At 74.3% G+C, this 17,149-nt stretch carries 17 protein-coding genes; 12 read left to right on the forward strand and 5 right to left on the reverse strand.

The features are described from left to right. Positions 1 to 151: 151 nt before the first annotated feature. Entirely contained in the window at positions 152 to 1,342 is a 1,191-nt protein-coding gene (locus tag ABTY15_RS28075) for a peptidoglycan-binding protein (protein ID WP_350601345.1), read from the reverse strand. A gap of 424 nt (positions 1,343 to 1,766) precedes the next feature. Here ABTY15_RS28075 and ABTY15_RS28080 point away from each other — a divergent pair, with 424 nt between their 5' ends. The 7 genes from ABTY15_RS28080 (at position 1,767) to ABTY15_RS28110 (ending at position 8,615) form a co-directional block, all read left to right on the forward strand. Continuing rightward, positions 1,767 to 3,092, forward strand: a complete 1,326-nt coding sequence (locus ABTY15_RS28080) for a DUF6271 family protein (RefSeq protein WP_350601348.1) — start codon at positions 1,767 to 1,769, stop codon at positions 3,090 to 3,092. Beyond that, the gene (locus ABTY15_RS28085) at positions 3,089 to 3,586 is read left to right on the forward strand and encodes a GNAT family N-acetyltransferase (protein ID WP_350601351.1); all 498 of its coding nucleotides are present in this window, start codon (positions 3,089 to 3,091) and stop codon (positions 3,584 to 3,586) included. The genes ABTY15_RS28080 and ABTY15_RS28085 overlap by 4 nt, the downstream gene beginning before the upstream one ends. A 125-nt stretch (positions 3,587 to 3,711) precedes the next feature. Beyond that, entirely contained in the window at positions 3,712 to 5,154 is a 1,443-nt protein-coding gene (locus tag ABTY15_RS28090) for a hypothetical protein (RefSeq protein WP_350601352.1), read from the forward strand. A gap of 228 nt (positions 5,155 to 5,382) precedes the next feature. After that, the gene (locus ABTY15_RS28095) at positions 5,383 to 6,492 is read left to right on the forward strand and encodes a hypothetical protein (protein WP_350601354.1); all 1,110 of its coding nucleotides are present in this window, start codon (positions 5,383 to 5,385) and stop codon (positions 6,490 to 6,492) included. Positions 6,493 to 6,699: 207 nt separating this feature from the next. Continuing rightward, positions 6,700 to 7,344, forward strand: a complete 645-nt coding sequence (locus ABTY15_RS28100) for an alpha-ketoglutarate-dependent dioxygenase AlkB (RefSeq protein ID WP_350601357.1) — start codon at positions 6,700 to 6,702, stop codon at positions 7,342 to 7,344. A gap of 106 nt (positions 7,345 to 7,450) precedes the next feature. Beyond that, positions 7,451 to 8,269 (forward strand): VOC family protein, encoded by an 819-nt coding sequence (locus ABTY15_RS28105; RefSeq protein ID WP_350601359.1) that lies wholly within the window; start codon positions 7,451 to 7,453, stop codon positions 8,267 to 8,269. A 1-nt stretch (position 8,270) separates the two neighbouring features. Then, complete coding sequence (locus ABTY15_RS28110; RefSeq protein ID WP_350601360.1) at positions 8,271 to 8,615, forward strand: hypothetical protein; 345 nt, start codon at positions 8,271 to 8,273, stop codon at positions 8,613 to 8,615. 31 nt (positions 8,616 to 8,646) lie between these two features. Here ABTY15_RS28110 and ABTY15_RS28115 read toward each other — a convergent pair whose 3' ends face one another. Next, complete coding sequence (locus tag ABTY15_RS28115) at positions 8,647 to 9,183, reverse strand: Lrp/AsnC family transcriptional regulator (protein WP_350601364.1); 537 nt, start codon at positions 9,181 to 9,183, stop codon at positions 8,647 to 8,649. Positions 9,184 to 9,228: 45 nt separating this feature from the next. Between ABTY15_RS28115 and ABTY15_RS28120 the strand changes: the two genes are divergently transcribed. The 3 genes from ABTY15_RS28120 to ABTY15_RS28130 all read left to right on the forward strand — a co-directional run bounded on the left by ABTY15_RS28120 (position 9,229) and on the right by ABTY15_RS28130 (position 12,296). Beyond that, positions 9,229 to 10,125, forward strand: a complete 897-nt coding sequence (locus ABTY15_RS28120; protein WP_350601366.1) for an NAD-dependent epimerase/dehydratase family protein — start codon at positions 9,229 to 9,231, stop codon at positions 10,123 to 10,125. A gap of 87 nt (positions 10,126 to 10,212) precedes the next feature. After that, a complete protein-coding gene (locus ABTY15_RS28125; RefSeq protein WP_350601369.1) occupies positions 10,213 to 11,073 on the forward strand; it encodes an aldo/keto reductase in 861 nt (286 codons plus the stop codon). Positions 11,074 to 11,552: 479 nt separating this feature from the next. Next, entirely contained in the window at positions 11,553 to 12,296 is a 744-nt protein-coding gene (locus tag ABTY15_RS28130; protein ID WP_350601371.1) for an alpha/beta hydrolase, read from the forward strand. Here the strand turns inward: ABTY15_RS28130 and ABTY15_RS28135 are convergent. From ABTY15_RS28135 to ABTY15_RS28145, 3 genes are all read right to left on the reverse strand, one after another. Next, positions 12,293 to 12,862: a universal stress protein gene (locus ABTY15_RS28135; RefSeq protein ID WP_350601372.1), complete on the reverse strand. Its 570-nt coding sequence runs from the start codon at positions 12,860 to 12,862 to the stop codon at positions 12,293 to 12,295. The two genes, ABTY15_RS28130 and ABTY15_RS28135, sit on opposite strands and share 4 nt — an antisense overlap. A 198-nt stretch (positions 12,863 to 13,060) precedes the next feature. Next, the gene (locus ABTY15_RS28140; protein ID WP_350601374.1) at positions 13,061 to 13,747 is read right to left on the reverse strand and encodes a TetR/AcrR family transcriptional regulator; all 687 of its coding nucleotides are present in this window, start codon (positions 13,745 to 13,747) and stop codon (positions 13,061 to 13,063) included. A gap of 85 nt (positions 13,748 to 13,832) precedes the next feature. Continuing rightward, the gene (locus ABTY15_RS28145) at positions 13,833 to 14,225 is read right to left on the reverse strand and encodes a ribonuclease (RefSeq protein WP_502893609.1); all 393 of its coding nucleotides are present in this window, start codon (positions 14,223 to 14,225) and stop codon (positions 13,833 to 13,835) included. A 256-nt stretch (positions 14,226 to 14,481) separates the two neighbouring features. Here ABTY15_RS28145 and ABTY15_RS28150 point away from each other — a divergent pair, with 256 nt between their 5' ends. Continuing rightward, positions 14,482 to 16,026 carry a carboxyl transferase domain-containing protein gene (locus tag ABTY15_RS28150; protein ID WP_350601377.1) on the forward strand — a complete coding sequence of 515 codons (1,545 nt, stop codon included), beginning with the start codon at positions 14,482 to 14,484 and terminating at the stop codon, positions 16,024 to 16,026. A gap of 557 nt (positions 16,027 to 16,583) precedes the next feature. Further along, positions 16,584 to 16,958: an aggregation-promoting factor C-terminal-like domain-containing protein gene (locus ABTY15_RS28155; protein ID WP_350601381.1), complete on the forward strand. Its 375-nt coding sequence runs from the start codon at positions 16,584 to 16,586 to the stop codon at positions 16,956 to 16,958. Positions 16,959 to 17,149 lie beyond the last annotated feature (191 nt).

A 17,149-nucleotide genomic window follows, 5' to 3' on the forward strand; every position in this document is an offset into this window, starting at 1 on the left:
GCCCTCGGCGCGGGCATTCCCCCCGGGTGGCGGTGAACGGGCAGAGCGGGAGCGCGACGGCCGGGACGATCCTCGACGATCCGGGACGACCCGGGATCGGACGGACCGCGACCCTCACGCACTCCCGCTCCCGCTCCCGCGCGGTCCGCGGTCAGTCGGTGACGGTGAAGCCCCGCGCCGCCCCCAGGCGGTGGAGCGACTCCGGCCCGGGGATACCGTCGGCGTCCGAGTCGGAGTAGCCGCAGCGGCGCTGCCACGCGGCGTACGCGGCCACCGTCCGGCTGCCGAACGAGCCGTCCACCCAGCGCTGTTCGAGCAGCCCCTCGTCCGCCAGGGCCTGCTCGACGATCGCCGCCTCCGAGCCGTAGGTGCGGTGCCCCTGCTCGGCACCCGGGTCGGTTCGGGCGGCCGCGACGACGTGCGCCGTCGAGACCGTCCGCGGTCCCGGCACGTAGCCGAGCAGCCGGCGCAGCGAGCCCTCGCCCGGGACCCCGTCCGCGTCCTGGCCGGCGTAGCCCAGGCTCCGCTGGTAGTCCGCGTAGTTCTCGGTGTCCGCGTCGGTCCAGGTCGGACCCGGGCCGGAGTGGTAGTGGCCGCCGAAGCCCTGGGACACCAGCCCCCGCCCGACGGCGGTGACCTGGTAGCCGCGGGCGTCGTAGCCGTACGGCAGGCCGTTGATGGTGACCTGGTACCGAGCCGGGGCCGGCTCCGGCGGGGGCACGGGGTGCTGGTGCGGCGGCGGGATCGTCGGGACGGTCGTGAAGTCGGGCCAGGAGCCCGGGTCGCTGTGGTCGTTGAACGGGACGTGGGCGTGCGCGTACCAGCCGCCGCGGGTCTCCCACACCCCCTCGTCGCGGTGGTCGGAGAAGTCGGTGGGCCGGCCCATCGGCCAGAGGTCGGGGACGCCCCAGGACGCGATCCAGGCGTGCAGCCGGTCCCAGCCGAGACAGGGCGTGTCGACGAGCCTCGGGTACACGGCGCCCCCGTAGCGGCAGTACGGGAAGAACACCGCCTCGATCTGGATGACCACCCGCCCGGCCCGGTTGGTGCGGGTGGGGCTCTCCGGCGGGCTGAGCAGGCTCTTCGAGCGGGAGTCGGCGGGGAACAGCTGCGCCGTCCGCCCGCTGAACGGGTCCCAGACGAGGTGCGGCGCGTTGCCGGCGCCGCTGCCGGTGAAGTACCCGACCAGGTCGTCGAAGGTGCACCAGTCCTGCGGGGCGGCGGCGGTGGCGTTGCGGTCCCAGGTGATGTGGGCGATGGCCTTCGGCGGGTACTGCTGGTCGGTCGGCGCGTGGTCGCCGAGGTCATGGATCTCGGCACCGGGCAGCCACAGATCGGGCATGCGGTCTCCTCCGGACGGCGTACGAACGTCGCTGCCGGTATCGGCAGGTTCGTGCCCCGGATTGACCCCAACGGCGGAATGTGTGGCAACGAACCGCCCTCACCCGAGCGGCCGTTCGGGTTGTCGAGGGGTATTCGGCCTCGCGTGCGAAGCGGGCGCCCTCGCGGCACACCCGGGCGCGCACGCCCGCGCGCGGTCGGTGGTCCGAGCGGGCCCGCGCTCCCGGCGGCGGCGGCGGCGGCGGCGGCACATCCCACCCCGGCCGGACCCGGTCTGTCAATCGTTGACAAGCAAAATGGTCTAGTCCACGGTTGTCGACAGGCGAGCCCCGGCGGCGGACACTCGGGGCGCTCCGCGAACTCGCCCTCTGGAAGGGCGAGTTCACCCTTCGAACGATTCCGACGAGCCAACGGGAGGACCCGCCGTGAGACGCGTCTGCCTCGCCCTGCCCACCGACCGGGGCTGCGCCGCCACCATCGCGGCCGTCGCCGAGGAGGCGGCCCACGCCGCTGCGCACTTCGAGGTCGAGGTGCACCTGCTGGTCCTCGACACCTCACCGGGCCCCGCGTTCGCGGAGAACGCCGCGGCCGTCGCCGCACTGCCCACCACTCCCCGGGTCCACGTGCACCACCTCGACGAACCCCGGCAGCGGGACTTCCTCCGGCGGGTGATCCGGCGCGCCGGCGCCGCACCCGATCCGGAGCTGCTGCTCGACCTGATGCTCCCGGACGCCGTCTCCTACGGCGCCTGCACCAACCGGGTCTTCCTGGTCGCGGCCGCGCTCGGCTGCGACTCCGTGCACCGGCGGGACTCCGACAGCGCGTACCAGGTCCTGGACGGCCGCAAGGTCTTCCCCGTCCACCACGAACTGCTGTCCCTCGGCCGGCGGGCGGCCGAGGCGGCGGCCGACGTCACCCGCAGCGAACTCCAACCGCAGGACGCCGAGAAGCCCGTCGTCCTGGTCGGCGGATCCTTCGTCGGCGAGCTCTCGGTGGACATAGGCGAGATCCGCGAACTGGACCCGGCCACCTACCACGACGTGGTCGGCCTGTGGGCACCGCCGGTCTGGTCGGAGGAGGAGAAGCGGGAGCTCGTCGAGGCCTCCTTCACCGGCGGCGGCACCGAACCGTTCCGCGCCGACGAGTCGGTCCTCGGCACGCCCGACATCTGGCGGGTGGACATGTGCAACATCGGGCTGGACCGCCGCGTCTACGAGCAGCTGCCGCTGCCGCCCGCGACCGAGACCATCGGCAGCGACTACTTCCTGCTGCACGTGGTCCTCGACTCCGGCCTGCCCGGGGTCGTCCACAACCGGCACATCGTCAACTACTACACCCCCGAACGCCGCACCGGCCCCGGGTTCACCGCCTACCAGCTGCGGTTCGTCAAGTTCCTGCTCTCGATGCTGTACCTGCACCCCGTCTACGGCGAGATGACGGCCCTCGGAGGAGACCTGCTCGACGAACGGCACCACGTACGCACCGCCCCGGTCCTCGACTCCGTCCGGCGCAGCGCCGCCTGGGACCGCACGGAGAACGTCCGCCGGCTGGACGTCCTCGACCGCTGCTACCGGCACCTGGGCGGCAAGTACGCCGAGTTCGCCGACCACCTGGCCCCCCGGCGGGCACGGCTGCTCGACGAGGCGCAGTCGGACGCCGAACGCTTCGCCCTGCTGATCGGCGTCTGGGCCGACCTGATCGCCGCCGCCCGCGCCGAACGGCCCCTCCCCGCGGAGGTGCCGGTCAGGTGAGTGACGACATCCGGTTCCGCCCGCTGGCCGAGCGGGACTGGGACACGGTGGTGGCGCTCGAACAGGCCGCCTACACGGCCGACGGGCTGTCCGAGGGCCGGGAGGCACTGCAGTCCCGGGGCCGCGGCTCGCCCGCCACCTGCTTCGTGCTGGAGGAGCACGGCCGGGTCCGCGGCTACCTGCTGAGCCTCCCGTACCCGCCCCTGCACTGCCCCGACCTGGCCCGACCGGAGCAGACGGTGTACGACTCCGCCAACCTGCACGTGCACGACCTCGTGATCGCCGAGGAGTTGCGCGGCCGGGACGTCGCACTGCGGTTCATGGGGCACTTCCGCGAGCAGGCGCGCGGGCAGGGCTTCGAGCGGATATCCATGGTCGCGGTGCGCGGCACGGACATCCTGCTACGGCTGCTCGGCTACCGCTCCCACCGCGAGGTGACGGTGCCGGCCTGCTACGGGAAGCGGGCGGTCTACATGTCGATGCCCGTGGACTGAGCGGCGGCTCGGTGCGGCGCCCGGGCCGACGCGGGGATCACGACGAGTCGTCCACCCGACCGGCCCGACTCCGGCCCGAGCGCAACTCGGCAGCGCCTCGACCGGGTGCCGGGCAGAATGCCCGCGTGCCTTCGCTGCTGCTCGCCCTCGCCGGCAATCCCGCCCTGCCGCCCGCGCTCGTCGACCGCCTGCTCACCCTCGCCGACGTCGCCCCGGCACGGGCCCGCGACGCCCGCGAGGACCGTGCCGGCCCCGAGGACCATGCCGACCGGACCGACCGGGCCGACACCGACCAGGACGCAGCCGTGGCGGCCGGCGTCGGCGTGAGCCCGGAAGACCTGGCCGACGCGCTCGCGGAGCGGACCGACCTCACCCGGGCCCAGGTCCGGGCGCTGGCCGACCGCTTCGATTCGGCCGCCATCTGGCTCGCCTACAGCGGCGGGCTGCGGGCCGCGGACGTCGACCCCGTCGCGCGGCCGCTGGTCGCCCTCGCCCTGCTGGAGGAGGGTCGCGGGGATCCGGCCTGGGCACGGCTGTTCGTCCCGGACGAGCCGGGCGACACGGCAGAGGTGCGGGTGCGGCTCGCCTCCTGCCCCGCGCTGCCCGCCGACGTGGCGGACCTGCTCGCCGCCGACCGGATCGGCGAGGTCGCCGCCGAACTCGCCTTCCACACCGAGCGGACGGACCTGCTGCGGCGCCTCGCCGCCCACCCCGACCCGGAGGTGCGCAGAGCCGTCGCGGGGAACGAGGCCACACCACCGGAGGTCCTGGCGGCGCTGCTCGACGACGCGGTGGAGGTCCGCCAGCTGGCCCTGGGCAACCCCGCCACCCCGGGCGAGGCGGCCGCCCGGTTCGTCGGCGACCCCGAACTGCCCCTGCGCGAGCGCCTCGCCACCCACCCCGGCCTGCCCGACGAGGCCTACCGGTACCTCGCCGAGGACCCCGCCCCCTGGGTGCGCGGCAACCTCGCCGAGAACCCGGCGGTCGGCACTCCGCTGCTGCACCGGCTCGCCCTGGACGACGGCCACGACATCCGGCGCCGGATCGCCCACCATCCGCACGTCCCGCTCGACCTGCTGTCCCGGATCGCCACCACCGTCCGGATCGGCCCTACCCTGCTCCCCCGTATCGCCACCGCCACCCCGGCCGAACTCGCCGATCTCGCCAGCTCGTTGCGGCCCCGCGTCCGGATGCTCGTCGCCCAGCACCGCGGCTTGCCCGCCCCCGTCCGCGACCGGCTGGCCGCCGACCCGGACGCCAAGGTGGTCAGATCGATCGCCCCGCACCCCGGCCTCTCCCCCACCCAACTGGCCACCATGGTCGAGCGGTTCGGCGCTCAGGTGGCCGTCGGCGTGGCCGCCAACCCCGGTGCGCCCGCCGACCTGCTGGAACGCCTCGCCACCGCTCAGGCCCCGGCGGTCCGGGCGCTGCGCGCGATCGCCCGGCACCCGCACGCCACCCCGGCCGCCCTCGCGGTCTGCCTGGCCTCCGCCGACCCCCGGGTGTCCGAGGCCGCCGCCGCCAACCCGGCGCTGCCACCGGCCGCCATGGTCGCCCTCATCCCGTAGGGCGGTCGTCGGACTCCCGCGGCACCAGCCACTCCGCCGCCCGCCCCCGGCCCGGCCCGGCCCGGTCCGGCCCGGTCCGGTCCGCCCCACCAGCCACGGTCGCCCCACCCGCCCCGGCGCGGTGCCGGGCTCGTTGCAGTTCCGTCTCCGTTCCGTCCGACCGGGGTACGAAGCACCGCCCGGTCCGGGATCGTGGTGTCAACGGCTCGTACGGCAGGGGGAGTTGCCATGAGCGATGGCCAAGACCTGGTCCCCGTCGTGGTGGGGGCGCTGGTACGGGTGGCCGGCGGTGTGGCCGGTGGCCCGGGTCGGGCGGTGGCGGAGCTCGTCCGGGCCCGGCTGCGGGCGACACCGACCGGCATCCGGGCAGTGGAGGCGATCGAAGCGGACCCGGGCGACACCCGGGCACGGGCCGAGCTCACCGCCGCCGTCACCGAACTCCTCGCCACCGACCCGGCGTTCGCCCAGTACCTGACCACCACCGAACTCGGCCGCCCCACGGGGCCTCCGACCGTCCACCTCCGGCTGACCCCGGCCGCGGCCGCCAAAGCCGCCGCAGCCAAGTCCGGCCAGGCCACGACGGGCGAGACCGGGCACCCCGACGGCTCGTCCGTCTTCTCCCCAACCACCCTCGACGCCACGGCCGTCGGCGCCCAGGCCGGCGCGTCCGCCGCGTCCGCCCGGCGCGGCAGCGCGGGCATCATCGCGGCCCTGGCGCTCGTCACGGTGGCCGCGCTGGTCGCGGTCGGCATCAACCTCGGGTCGCGCCCTCTCCTCCAGCCTGGCCGGCCCGGCCTGGCGCACGCCGCCACGGTGCTGCGCGACCCCGGCCAGGCGCAGGGCATCCTGCCCGACCTGCGGGCTCTGCCGGGCGGCTGGAAGATACAGACCGAGCCGACGTCGGGGACGGCCACGAGCAGCGACGCCCCGTGCATCCTCCCGGACGACTGCGCGGAGCAACTGACCTATGCCACCGCGAAGTTCCGCTCCGCATCCGGCCACAGCGTGCAGTTCACCGTGCTCACCTTCGCCACCGCCGAGACCGCGGGCCGGGCCTTCGACTTCACGCTGAACCGCACCGGTGGGCCGAGCGCGACCGATTCGATCTCCATTCCGCGGATCGGCGACCAGAGCGCCGCCCGCAAGCAGGGCAACGGGGGCACGGAGGCGCTCGTCCGGGTCGGCACCACGCTCCTCTACCTGCGCGCCACGGGCCCCGGCTCCACCACCATCGCAACCCCCCTCGTGACCGCCTTCGCCCGCCTGCTCGCCGAACGCTCCCAGCAGGCCCAGGACGGCCGGACCCCTGACGCCACCGCACCCGACCCGGTCTCCTGAAGCACCCTGGGCACGCGCCCCCGGGTGCCCGCCCGGCAACCCGGCAACCCCCATGAGCGCCTCGTCCACCAGCTGCCGGGCCGGGGCGCTCATCCAGATGTGCTCGGCGCCGTCCTTCTTTCCCTTTGTCGGAGAGCGTCCGCGCCACCAAAGCTCACGCCAACCCCCGTTCGCTCACCTGTTCGAATTTGGGCGTAGGCTGGAGCCATGCACCACACCACCGTCCACCTCCAGCCCTCGCTGTTCGACGACACCGGGGGCGGCGAAGTGCGGCTCGGGGAGCTCGACGGGCTCCGGCGGGTCGTGCTGGGTGACGGAGCGTGGCTGGACGTGCTGCCGGGGTGGCTGAGCGGGGCGGACCAGGTGTTCGAGGAGCTGGTGGCGACCGTGCCGTGGCGGGCCGAGCGGCGGGAGATGTACGAGCGGGTCGTGGACGTGCCACGGCTGCTGGCCTCCTACCCCGAGCACGCCGAACCGCCGCACCCCGTACTCGGGGTCGCCCGGACGGCGCTGAGCAGGCACTACGCGCCGGAGCTGGGCGAGCCGTTCCGGACGCTGGGGCTCTGCTACTACCGGGACGGCCGGGACAGCGTGGCCTGGCACGGGGACCGGATCGGGCGCGGCGCCCGCGAGGACACCATGGTGGCGATCCTGTCCGTCGGGGAGCCCCGGCCGCTGCTGCTGCGGCCCCGGTACGGCGGCGGGCCGGTGGTGCGGCAGCCGGTGGGGCACGGAGACCTGGTGGTCATGGGCGGCTCCTGCCAGCGCACCTGGGAGCACGCCATCCCGAAGACGGCCCGGCCGGTGGGCCCGCGGATCAGCATCCAGTTCCGGCCGCGCGGCGTCGCCTGAGCGGGGCGCGGTTGCCGTCCGCACGACCGGCGCGGAGGCTGGCCGGGAGGGCCCACGAAGCAGCGGCGGGCAGCGGGCGGTAGACGGAAGGCGGTAGGAGAACGGCATGCCGAAGGCGGGCAGGTACCACGAGGGCGTCCCGTGCTGGGTCGCGCTCACGGTGCCGGACGTCCAGCGGGCGCAGCGTTTCTACCGGGAGCTGTTCGGCTGGGAGTTCGTCCCGACCGGGCCGGCCGAGTGGGTCGCCACGCTGTACGGGGCGCAGGTCGCCGGGGTCGCCGCGGCGCCCGAGGGGCGGCCGGCGGGCTGGACCACCTACCTCGCCGTCGCCGACGCCGCCCACACCGCCGCACTGGTGCGGGTCTCGGGCGGGCGGCTCGCCCGCGAACCGTACGAGGTGCCCGACCTGGGCCGGGCGGCGCTCGCCGTGGACCCGCTCGGCGTGACGTTCGGCCTCTGGCAGGGCGCCGCGGTGGCCGGGGCCGGGCTGGTCAACGAACCCGGCACCTTCACCTGGAACGAGCACCTCTCCGCCGACCCGGACGCCGCCCGCACCTTCTACCGGCAGGTGTTCGGCTACACCTACGACCGGCCGGACGGCGGCTACACGGTCTTCCGGGCCGACGGCTTCCCGGCCGGCGGCATCGGCCCGGGCGGCCCCGGCCCCAACAGCCCCGAACCCGGCCCCGGTCCCGGTCCCGGACCCGGCCCCGACAGCACCGACCGGCCCGCCACCGACTGGCTCACCCAGTTCGCGACGGCGGACGCCGACCGCGCCGCAGCCCACGTGCGCACGCTCGGCGGTACCGTACTGACCGGGCCCGACCCGACGCCGTTCGGCCGCTCGGCACTGGTCCGGGACGACAGCGGCGCGGCGTTCGCCCTGATCGCCGTCCCACCCGACGAGTCCGCGGAGGCGGCCTGAGATGACCGACGGAACCCAGCAATCCGAGCAGCGATTCGCTGCCCTCGTCGAGGAGTTGGCCGAACTCCCCGGTGTCACCGCACCCGGTTCGGACGGCACCGCCCGCCGCTTCGGGTCCGACGCCCTCAAAACGGACGGTCACATCTTCGCGATGCTGGCCTCGTCCGGCCGCCTGGTCGTCAAGCTGCCGCGCGCCCGGGTGGACGAGCTGGTGTCCGCCGGCGCGGGCGTGCACTACGACGGGGGCAAGGGCAGGCCGATGCGCGAATGGCTCGCGCTCGACCCGGCCTCCCGCCTCCCCTGGGGCGAACTCGCCCGCGAGGCCTACACGTTCGTCCACCGGTAGCCGACCGGCGACCACCCGGGCCCGGGGTGTGCTACGCCCGCTCCTCCGACGGCAGCAGCACCCGCTGCTCCACCGGGGAGGAGAGGATCACCGAGGTCGTGGTCCGCCCGAGGACCGAGATCGTCTCGATCAGGTCCTCCAGGTGCGCGGTGTCCCGTGCCGCGATCTTGAAGACCCAGCAGTCCTCGCCGATCACGTGGTGCACCTCCAGGATCTCCGGGCGGCTCAGCAGGTCCTGGCTGCGCAGGTACTTCACCGTCACCCGGGCGTGCGGCGAGACCCGGACGAACGCCCGGATGCCGTACCCCAGCCGCTCGGGCGCGACCTGGGCCGCGTAACCGGTGATGGTGCCGTTGGCCTCCAGCCGGCGGACCCGCTCGCCGACTGCGGCCGGGCTGAGGTTGACCCGCCGGCCGAGCTCGCTGAGCGTGATCCGCCCCTCGGACTGCACCAGCTCCAGCAGCCTGATGTCGACCGCGTCCAGGGCCGTTTTCAGGCCCGCCGAGGAATCCTCGGCCGCACCGCCGAACTGCCGTTGGTCTTTCGGTCGCAGCGCCTGAACTCCCACGATCTCCCCTTCATCGAACCGCGCCGCACCATAACACTTGTGGGCATGGAAAAGATCCTCGTCATCGGCGGAAACCGCTACTTCGGACGGCACTTGACCACCCTGCTGCGGGACACGGGTGCGCAGGTCAGCGTGCTCAACCGGGGCTCGACGCCCCCGCCGCCCGGCATCACCCAGCTGGTCGCCGACCGCGGGGACGAGGCGGCACTGACCGCCGCGCTGGCCGGCCGCGACTTCGACGTGGTGGTCGACCAGGTCTGCTACACGCCGCCGCAGGCCGAACTCGCCGTCCACGCCTTCGCCGGGCGGACCGGGCGCTACCTGATGACCTCCACCATCGAGGTCTACGACACCGGCGTGCCGCACCCGGCGGGCGTGCCGCTGGCGGAGTCCGCCGTCGACCCGGCCCAGTGGCCGGTGCGGCCGGAACTCCCCTGGCACGACGCCGAGTTCGTCGAGGGTGCGTACGGCGAGGGCAAGCGCCAGGCCGAAGCGGTGTTCACCCGCGCCGGGGCCTTCCCGTTCGCCGCCGTCCGGCTCGGCCACGTCCTCGGCACCGCCGACTTCACCGGCCGGCTGGCGCACTACGCGGAGCGGATCGACGCCGGCCGCCCCGTCCTGGTCCACCGGGAGGACCAACCGTCCTCCTACACGAACGAACAGGAGGCCGCCGCCTTCCTGCACTGGGCGGTGGGCCAGGACTTCACCGGCCCGGTCAACCTCGCCTCGCACGGCGAACTCACCGCCACCGACCTCTGCGAGCTGATCGCGGACGGGCGGCCGTACCGGACGGCGGCGCCCGCGCCCGGCGAGCAGGCCTCCCCGTTCTCCTTCGACCGCTACTACGGCATGGACAACTCCCGTGCGCAGCAGCTCGGTTACCCGCTCGCCCACACCCGCGACTGGCTGCCCGGCCTGCTCACGGCCGCCGCCACCCGTTGATCGCTCCCACCCGCTGAAACCCCCCACCCGCCGATCCCCCGCCCGCCGATCCCCCACCGACACCTTCACCGACCGGAGCACCTGACCATGATCACCCGCCGCCTCGGCACCATCGAGACCAGCGCCATCGGACTCGGCGCGATGCCGCTCTCCGTCGAGGGCCGCCCCGACGAGGCCCGCGCCATCGCCACCATCCACGCTGCACTGGACGCCGGCATCACCCTGATCGACACCGCCGACTCCTACCACTGGCACGCGGGCGAACTCGGCCACAACGAGGAGCTGATCGCCCGGGCCCTGGCCTCCTACGGTCCCGGCGCGGACCACGTCCTGGTCGCCACCAAGGGCGGACGCGGCCGCCCCGGCGACGGCTCCTGGACCATCACCGGCGACCCGGCCCACCTCAAGCGCGCCTGCGAGGGCTCGCTGCGCCGGCTCGGCGTCGAGGCGATCGGCCTCTACCAGCAGCACCACCCGGACCGGACCGTCCCCTACGCCGACTCCCTCGGCGCCGTCCGGGAGCTGTACGAGGAGGGCAAGATCCTGGCCGCCGGCATCTCCAACGTCGATGTGACGCAGCTCCGGCTCGCCCGGGAGATCCTCGGCGAGGCGCTGGTCTCGGTGCAGAACGAGTACTCCCCGGCCGTCCGCACGCACCAGCCGGTGCTGGACCTCTGCACCGAGCTCGGCCTGGCCTTCCTGCCCTGGAGCCCGCTCGGCGGGATCGGCCGGTCCGCCGAACTGGGCGGCGCGGGTGAGGAGTTCGCCAAGGTGGCGGCCGAACTCGGAGTCAGCCCGCAGCGCGTCGCCCTCGCCTGGCTGCTGGCCGGCTCCCCGGTGACCGTGCCGATCCCCGGCGCCAGCCGCCCCGAGACCATCCGCGACTCCGCCGCCGCCCCCGACCTCCAGCTGAGCCCGGAACAGCTCACCCGCCTCGACGCGGCCTGACCGGCCCGGCGAACACCCCGGCGAACCCGCCGGCCATCACGCCGCACGAACGCGAACGAGGCCCGGCACCCCGAAGGGCACCGGACCTCGTCCGACTGTGGAGCGCCAGGCCCGGATCGCACGGACTCTTCCTACTGAAAGTAGGACGTGCTCTGGTAGCACCGCTGACGCCTGACGAGGAATCATCTCCCTCGCGACAAGAGGAATACTAGCAGCTCAACGCCCCTGCACCGAATCCCGAAGCATCCCCGCCGATCGCCCACGGGAAACCCGTGAACGCGAACGAGGCCCGGCACCCCGAAAGGCACCGGACCTCGTCCGACTGTGGAGCGCCAGGCCCGGATCGCACGGACTCTTCCTACTGAAAGTAGGACGTGCTCTGGTAGCACCGCTGACGCCTGACGAGAGATCGTCTCCCTCGCGACAGGAAGTACAGTACCAGCTCCGCGACCAGGCATCGAACCGAAGGTGAACCCCGCATGACGAGCGCTCAACCCGAGGCGGTCCACTACACCGAAGGACGGTTGATGGACGTCCACCGCCCGTCGGCCGGCGGCGTCGGGCCGGCCCCCGTCGTACTGCTGTGGCACGGTCGGGGCCCCGACGAGCGCGAGGTGCTGCGGCCGCTCGCCCGGGAGGCCGCCCGGCTCGGGTTGCTGGTGCTGGTCCCCGACTGGCGCTCGGACCTGCCGGACGGCGGCCGCGCCGAGTTGCTCACCTCGCTCGCCCATGCCCGCCGCATCCTCCCGTCGTACGGCGGGGACCCGGACCGCTTCGTGCTGGCCGGCTGGTCGCTGGGCGGGCGGGAGGCGGTCGCCCTGGCCACCCACCCGGACACCCCGGCCGACCTGCGCCCCTCCGCCGCCGTCGGCATCGCCTCCAGCTACGCCCGCCCGGCCGTCACCACCGGCGAGTCCCCGCTCGACCTGCTGGCCGGGCGCCCCTCCCCCGTGCCGGTCTGGCTGGTGCACGGCACGGCGGACGAGGTCGTGGGGGCCGAGCACACCCGGCAGTTGAGCGCTGCTCTGACCACGCAGATGTCGACGGTTCGCCTGCACGAACCCGCCACCGACCACGCCGGTGTGGTCATGACCGTCTACGACGCGGCCGCCGCACGCTGCCTGCCCGCGACAGCCGAGGCCACCCTGCGGGCCGGCCGCCGGACCGCCGCCGTCCTCGCCGAGGCCGCCGGGCTGGCCGGCCCTGAAGGCTCGGACCGCTAACGGACGAGGGCCCGGAGCCCGCCGCCGCGTTCGAGGACCTCCAGGTCCCGGTGGAGGGGCGGCCGGGGAACGGTCAGCACCGGGCAGGTCGCGTGCCGTACGCAGTAGGCGGCGACGGACGGGCGCAGGGCGCGGGCGAGCCGGCCACGGGCCCGGCCGGCGCCGAGGACGAGCAGGTCATCGGGGTGATCGGCCAGCCGGACCAGGGTGTGGCCGGTCTCGCCGCGGACGGCCTGGCAGCGCAGCCGGGCCCCGGCGAAGCGGCCGGCGAAGGCCTCGTCGAGGGCCTGGCGGAGCCGGGCGACGGCGGAGTCGCGGCCCGCGGCGAGGGCCGGCGGGCAGGGGGTGCGGCGATAGCCGAGTTCCTCGCCGGGCGGGCTCCAGCAGAGGACGGCGAGCACCTCGGCATCGCTGTGCCGGGCTTCGACGACGGCGCGGTGCAGGGCGGCGAGGCTGCCGAGGGAGCCGCTGACGCCGACGACGATCCGCCCGGGGCGGCCGGGGCGGTGGACGCCCGCCGATCGCCCGTCCGGACTCGCCGCCCGGTCCGTGTCCTGGTGCACCATGTGCCGCCCTGCCCTTCGCTCCGTCTGCCGGCTCTGCCGGGGGCTCCAGCAAAGCGGTGCGGCGGCGGGCGGTCAGCAGCCGTTGACGCGGTGCTGACGCGCGGGCGGGTGATCCGTACGCGTCCCTGATGCCTGCTCCGAAGGGACCAGCACCGACGCCACACGCCAACACCGACGCCAACACCGACGCCGACGCCGTCAGGCGTCCGGTGCGCCCCCGCCGGGCGCCTCGGCCTCCCAGAGGTCCGCGAACATCCGGTCCAGGTGCTCCTCGCCGATCGGCGGGACGGGCAGCGGGTGGGTGGCCCGGGCGCGGAAGCCGTCCAGGGCGAGGGCGAGGTAACGGCGCCACAGGTCGGGGCGGAGTTCGGTGGCGGCGGGCAGCGCGCGGCAGAGCGGGCCGAGCATGAACAGCAGGTCCATGGTGACCACGTCGCGGCGCATGGTGCCCTGGTCCTGGGCGCGGGCGATCAGGGTGCCGACGGTGGCGGCGTGCCGGCGGCTGATCTCGATCATGCCGGGGATGGCGGGGATGGCCTGGGTGACCAGGTCGTTGATGCCCCGGTCGGCGGCGACGAGTTCGAAGATCCGCCCGAAGTAGCGCTCGATGGCCGTCCAGGCGTCCTCGGCGGCGAGGGCCTGTTCGCCGGCTTCGGCCAGGGCGTCGGCGGCGCCGGTGAACACCTCGCCGATCAGCGCCTCCCGGGTCGGGAAGTGGCGGTAGAGGGTGGCGTTGCCGACCCCGGCCTCCTTGGCGATCTGATCCAGCGGAACGTCCAGGCCCTGCCGGGAGAACATGTCGCGGGCGGCGGCGAGCAACAGATCGCGGTTGCGCTGGGCGTCGCGCCGGAGCCGTCCCGGGGGGTTCGCGCTGCTCGGTGCCATGCCCCGACCCTAGCAACCCCGCCGGGTGCGCCGGTGACCCCGACGTCGGCGGACGCCGGGGCCTGGACGCGAGGTGGTGCGGAGCTCAGCAGCCCTGGTTGATCAGCCAGAACGAGGCGTAGTGGTCGCCGGTGTAGTAGTCCTCCTGGTCGCCCTCACCGGTGACGATCCGGCGGGCGCCGCGGGTCGGGGAGCCCGGGGTGATGACGGTGTACTCGTGGTAGTAGCCGTACGTCCGGGTCGGCAGGACGTGCTCTCTGTTCTGGAAGACGACGCCGTCCTGGGAGTACGGGAACGGCCCGTCGTCGGCGATCAGGTTGAGGGTGTCGGTGGCCTCGGCCGGCAGGTTGGAGAGACACACCGTTCCGCTCACCGCGGCGTGCGCCTCGGTGGCGACGGTGAGGGGTGCGAGGGTCATCAGGGCGACGGCGGTGATGGCGGCGGCGCGGCTCTTCCACGCGCGTAGAGTGCTGGTCATGCGCACCAGTGTGGCGGGCCACCGACAAGTCCGGAAGGCCTGCGACAACTATTAACCAACGGGTAACTCACCTGTCCCATCAGTGACTTGAGCAGTACTCCGATCCGCCGGCCGGCCGCACCCGCGGTCGGTCGCTGTCGGTCGCTGTCGAATGCTGTCGGTCGCCTCACACCTTCCCGGCCCTCCCGCCCCGCCCCGTCCGCGCCGCATAGAGTGGCGATCATGTCGGGCCGAGACGACCGCTGACGGGGTGGGCATGAGTACGGGTACTTCGCTGACGGCGCGGCAGCTGATCGGGCTGCTGGTCGACCCCGGAAGCTTCCAGGGCTGGGACGAACCCCCGGCCTCCCCTCCCGGTCACCCCGCCGCTACCCCGGCCCCCGACCCCGGCTACCGCGCCTCGCTCGACCGGGCCCGGGCGCGCACCGGCCTGGACGAGGCGGTCGTCACCGGCGCGGGCCTGATCGGCGGACGGCCGGTGGCCCTGGTCGCGTCCGAGTTCGGCTTCCTCGGCGGCTCGATCGGCGTCGCCACCGCCGAGCGGATCACCCGGGCGATCGAACGCGCCACCGCCGAGCGGCTGCCGCTGCTCGCCCTCCCGGTCTCCGGCGGCACCCGCATGCAGGAGGGGTCGGCGGCCTTCCTCTGCATGCTGCGCATCACCGCCGCCGTCCAGGCGCACCGCGCGGCGGGCCTCCCCTACCTCACCTATCTGCGGAACCCGACCATGGGCGGGGTCTTCGCCTCCTGGGGCACGCTCGGCCAGCTGGTGTTCGCCGAACCGGGTGCCCGGCTGGGCTTCCTCGGCCCGCGCGTGTACGAGGAACTGCGCGGCGTGGAGCTGCCCCCGGACGTCCAGCGGGCGGAGACGCTGGCCGGACGGGGCCTGGTCGACGCGGTCGTGCCACCGCAGGAGCTGCGCGAGCTGCTCCGCCGCACCCTCACCGTGCTCGGCGCCTCCCCCTCCTCCCTCCCCTCCACCTCCCCCTCTTCTCCCTCGTCCTCCTCCCCGACCGCCGCACAGCGCCCCGACGCGTGGGACTCCGTCCGCCGCACCCGGCGCCCCGACCGCCCCGGCACCCGCGAGCTGCTGCGCCACACCGCCGGGGAGCTGGTGCTGCTGGACGCGCCCGGCGGACGGGACGGCGCACTGGTCCGCGCACTCGCCGTGCTCGGCGGCCGACCGGTCCTGGTCGTCGGCCAGCAGCGGCAGACCCCCGACCACCCCGAGCGCCCCTTCACCGCCGCCGACCTGCGGGCCGTCCGACGCACCGCGCGGGTCGCGGAGCAGCTGGGGCTGCCGCTGGTCACGGTGGTGGACACGGCCGGGGCCGAGCTCTCCGCCCAGGCCGAACTGGACGGGATCGCGATCGAGATCGCGCACTGCCTGACCACCCTGCTCGCGCTGCGCACGCCTGTCCTGGCGGTGCTGCTCGGCCAGGGGTCGGGCGGCGGCGCACTGGCACTGCTCCCGGCCGACCGGGTGATCGCCGCCGGACACGCCTGGCTCGCGCCGCTGCCGCCCGAGGGCGCGTCGGCGATCGTCCACCGGGACGGCGAACACGCCGCCGAGCTGGCCCGCGCCCAGGGCATCGGCGCGTACGACCTGGCCGAGGTGGGCCTGGTGGACGCGGTGGTCCCGGAGCTGCCGGACGCCGCCGAGGAGCCGGACGCGTTCTGCGCCCGGCTCGGGGAGGCGGTCGGCGCGGCCCTGGACGACCTGGCGACGGCCCCGGCGACGGACCGCCTCGCGGCCCGGGCCGCCCGGCACCGGCGACTCGGCGACCTGCGGGGGTGGTGAACGGCGGGACCGCTGGATGGCGGGACCGCTCGACGGCGGGACCGCTGGACCGAAGTCCAACAGCCCAGGTGAGACGCTGCCCCCGCGTGTGGCGGCGGTCTCATCGAGGGGCCCGCGCTCCGCACCCACCGTGGCGGTCCCGGACCGTCGGGTGACCGCCGCAGGGCCCCAAACGGTGAGTGCGCTCACACAGGATTGCGGTCCACGACGGGCGATAGGAGTGCCGGCGACGCCGCACCGCGGTGCCCGGCCGGGAGGACGTTCGCGCAGGTCAGAACTGGTCGGCGCGGTCCACGCGGTCGACCCTTCGAATCCACGGCGGCCGTGCCCCGTACGACCGGGAGTCGTAACGAAGGGGTCTTGGCGACGGCAGATCCGGTCTGGCAACAATGGCTCTCGTCGCCAGCCGCACCGGCTCCTGTCCCGCCGGGTAGCTGCTTACTGCCGAGTCACGCCCCGCGACCGTTCGGCCCCTGTCCGGCCATGGTCCTGGACGGGGTGTGACCCGGCCCAACCTGATTGAGGTCCTGTTCTTCATGCCCGCTTTCAAGCTCCGTATGCGTACCTCCGCCGCGATTCTTGCCGGCGCCGCCGGTCTGACCGCCCTGGGCGCCGGCGTGCTGCCCGCCACGGCGAACGCTGCGACCCCGTCCCCGCAGGCCATCGCCGCGCAGATCGTCCCCGCGAACCAGCTGGCCTCGTTCAGCCAGATCATTTCCCACGAGTCCAGCTGGAACGTGAAGGCGACCAACCCGAGCTCGGGCGCGTACGGGCTGGCGCAGGCGCTGCCGGGCTCGAAGATGGCCTCGGCCGGCTCGGACTGGAAGACCAACCCGGCCACCCAGATCAAGTGGGCGCTGGACTACATGAACTCCCGCTACGGCAGCCCGAACGCCGCCTGGAACTTCTGGCAGGCCAACCACTGGTACTAAGCCGACCACCTCGGCTCACCAGCCTCCACACCCACTTCCTGACCACTCCCCCCTCACCCCGGGGGTCGGACAGGGACCACCGGGGTGACCCGAGAGGGCCCGGGCCCGCTGAGGCCGTGCACGGACGAGGCGACGAACAGGATTGGGACCATGCTGAGCGCCATCATCAGCACACCGGTGAAGAAGCGGGT

It is taken from the genome of Kitasatospora sp. NPDC097643 (genome assembly GCF_040302625.1).
Lineage (GTDB): Bacteria > Actinomycetota > Actinomycetes > Streptomycetales > Streptomycetaceae > Kitasatospora.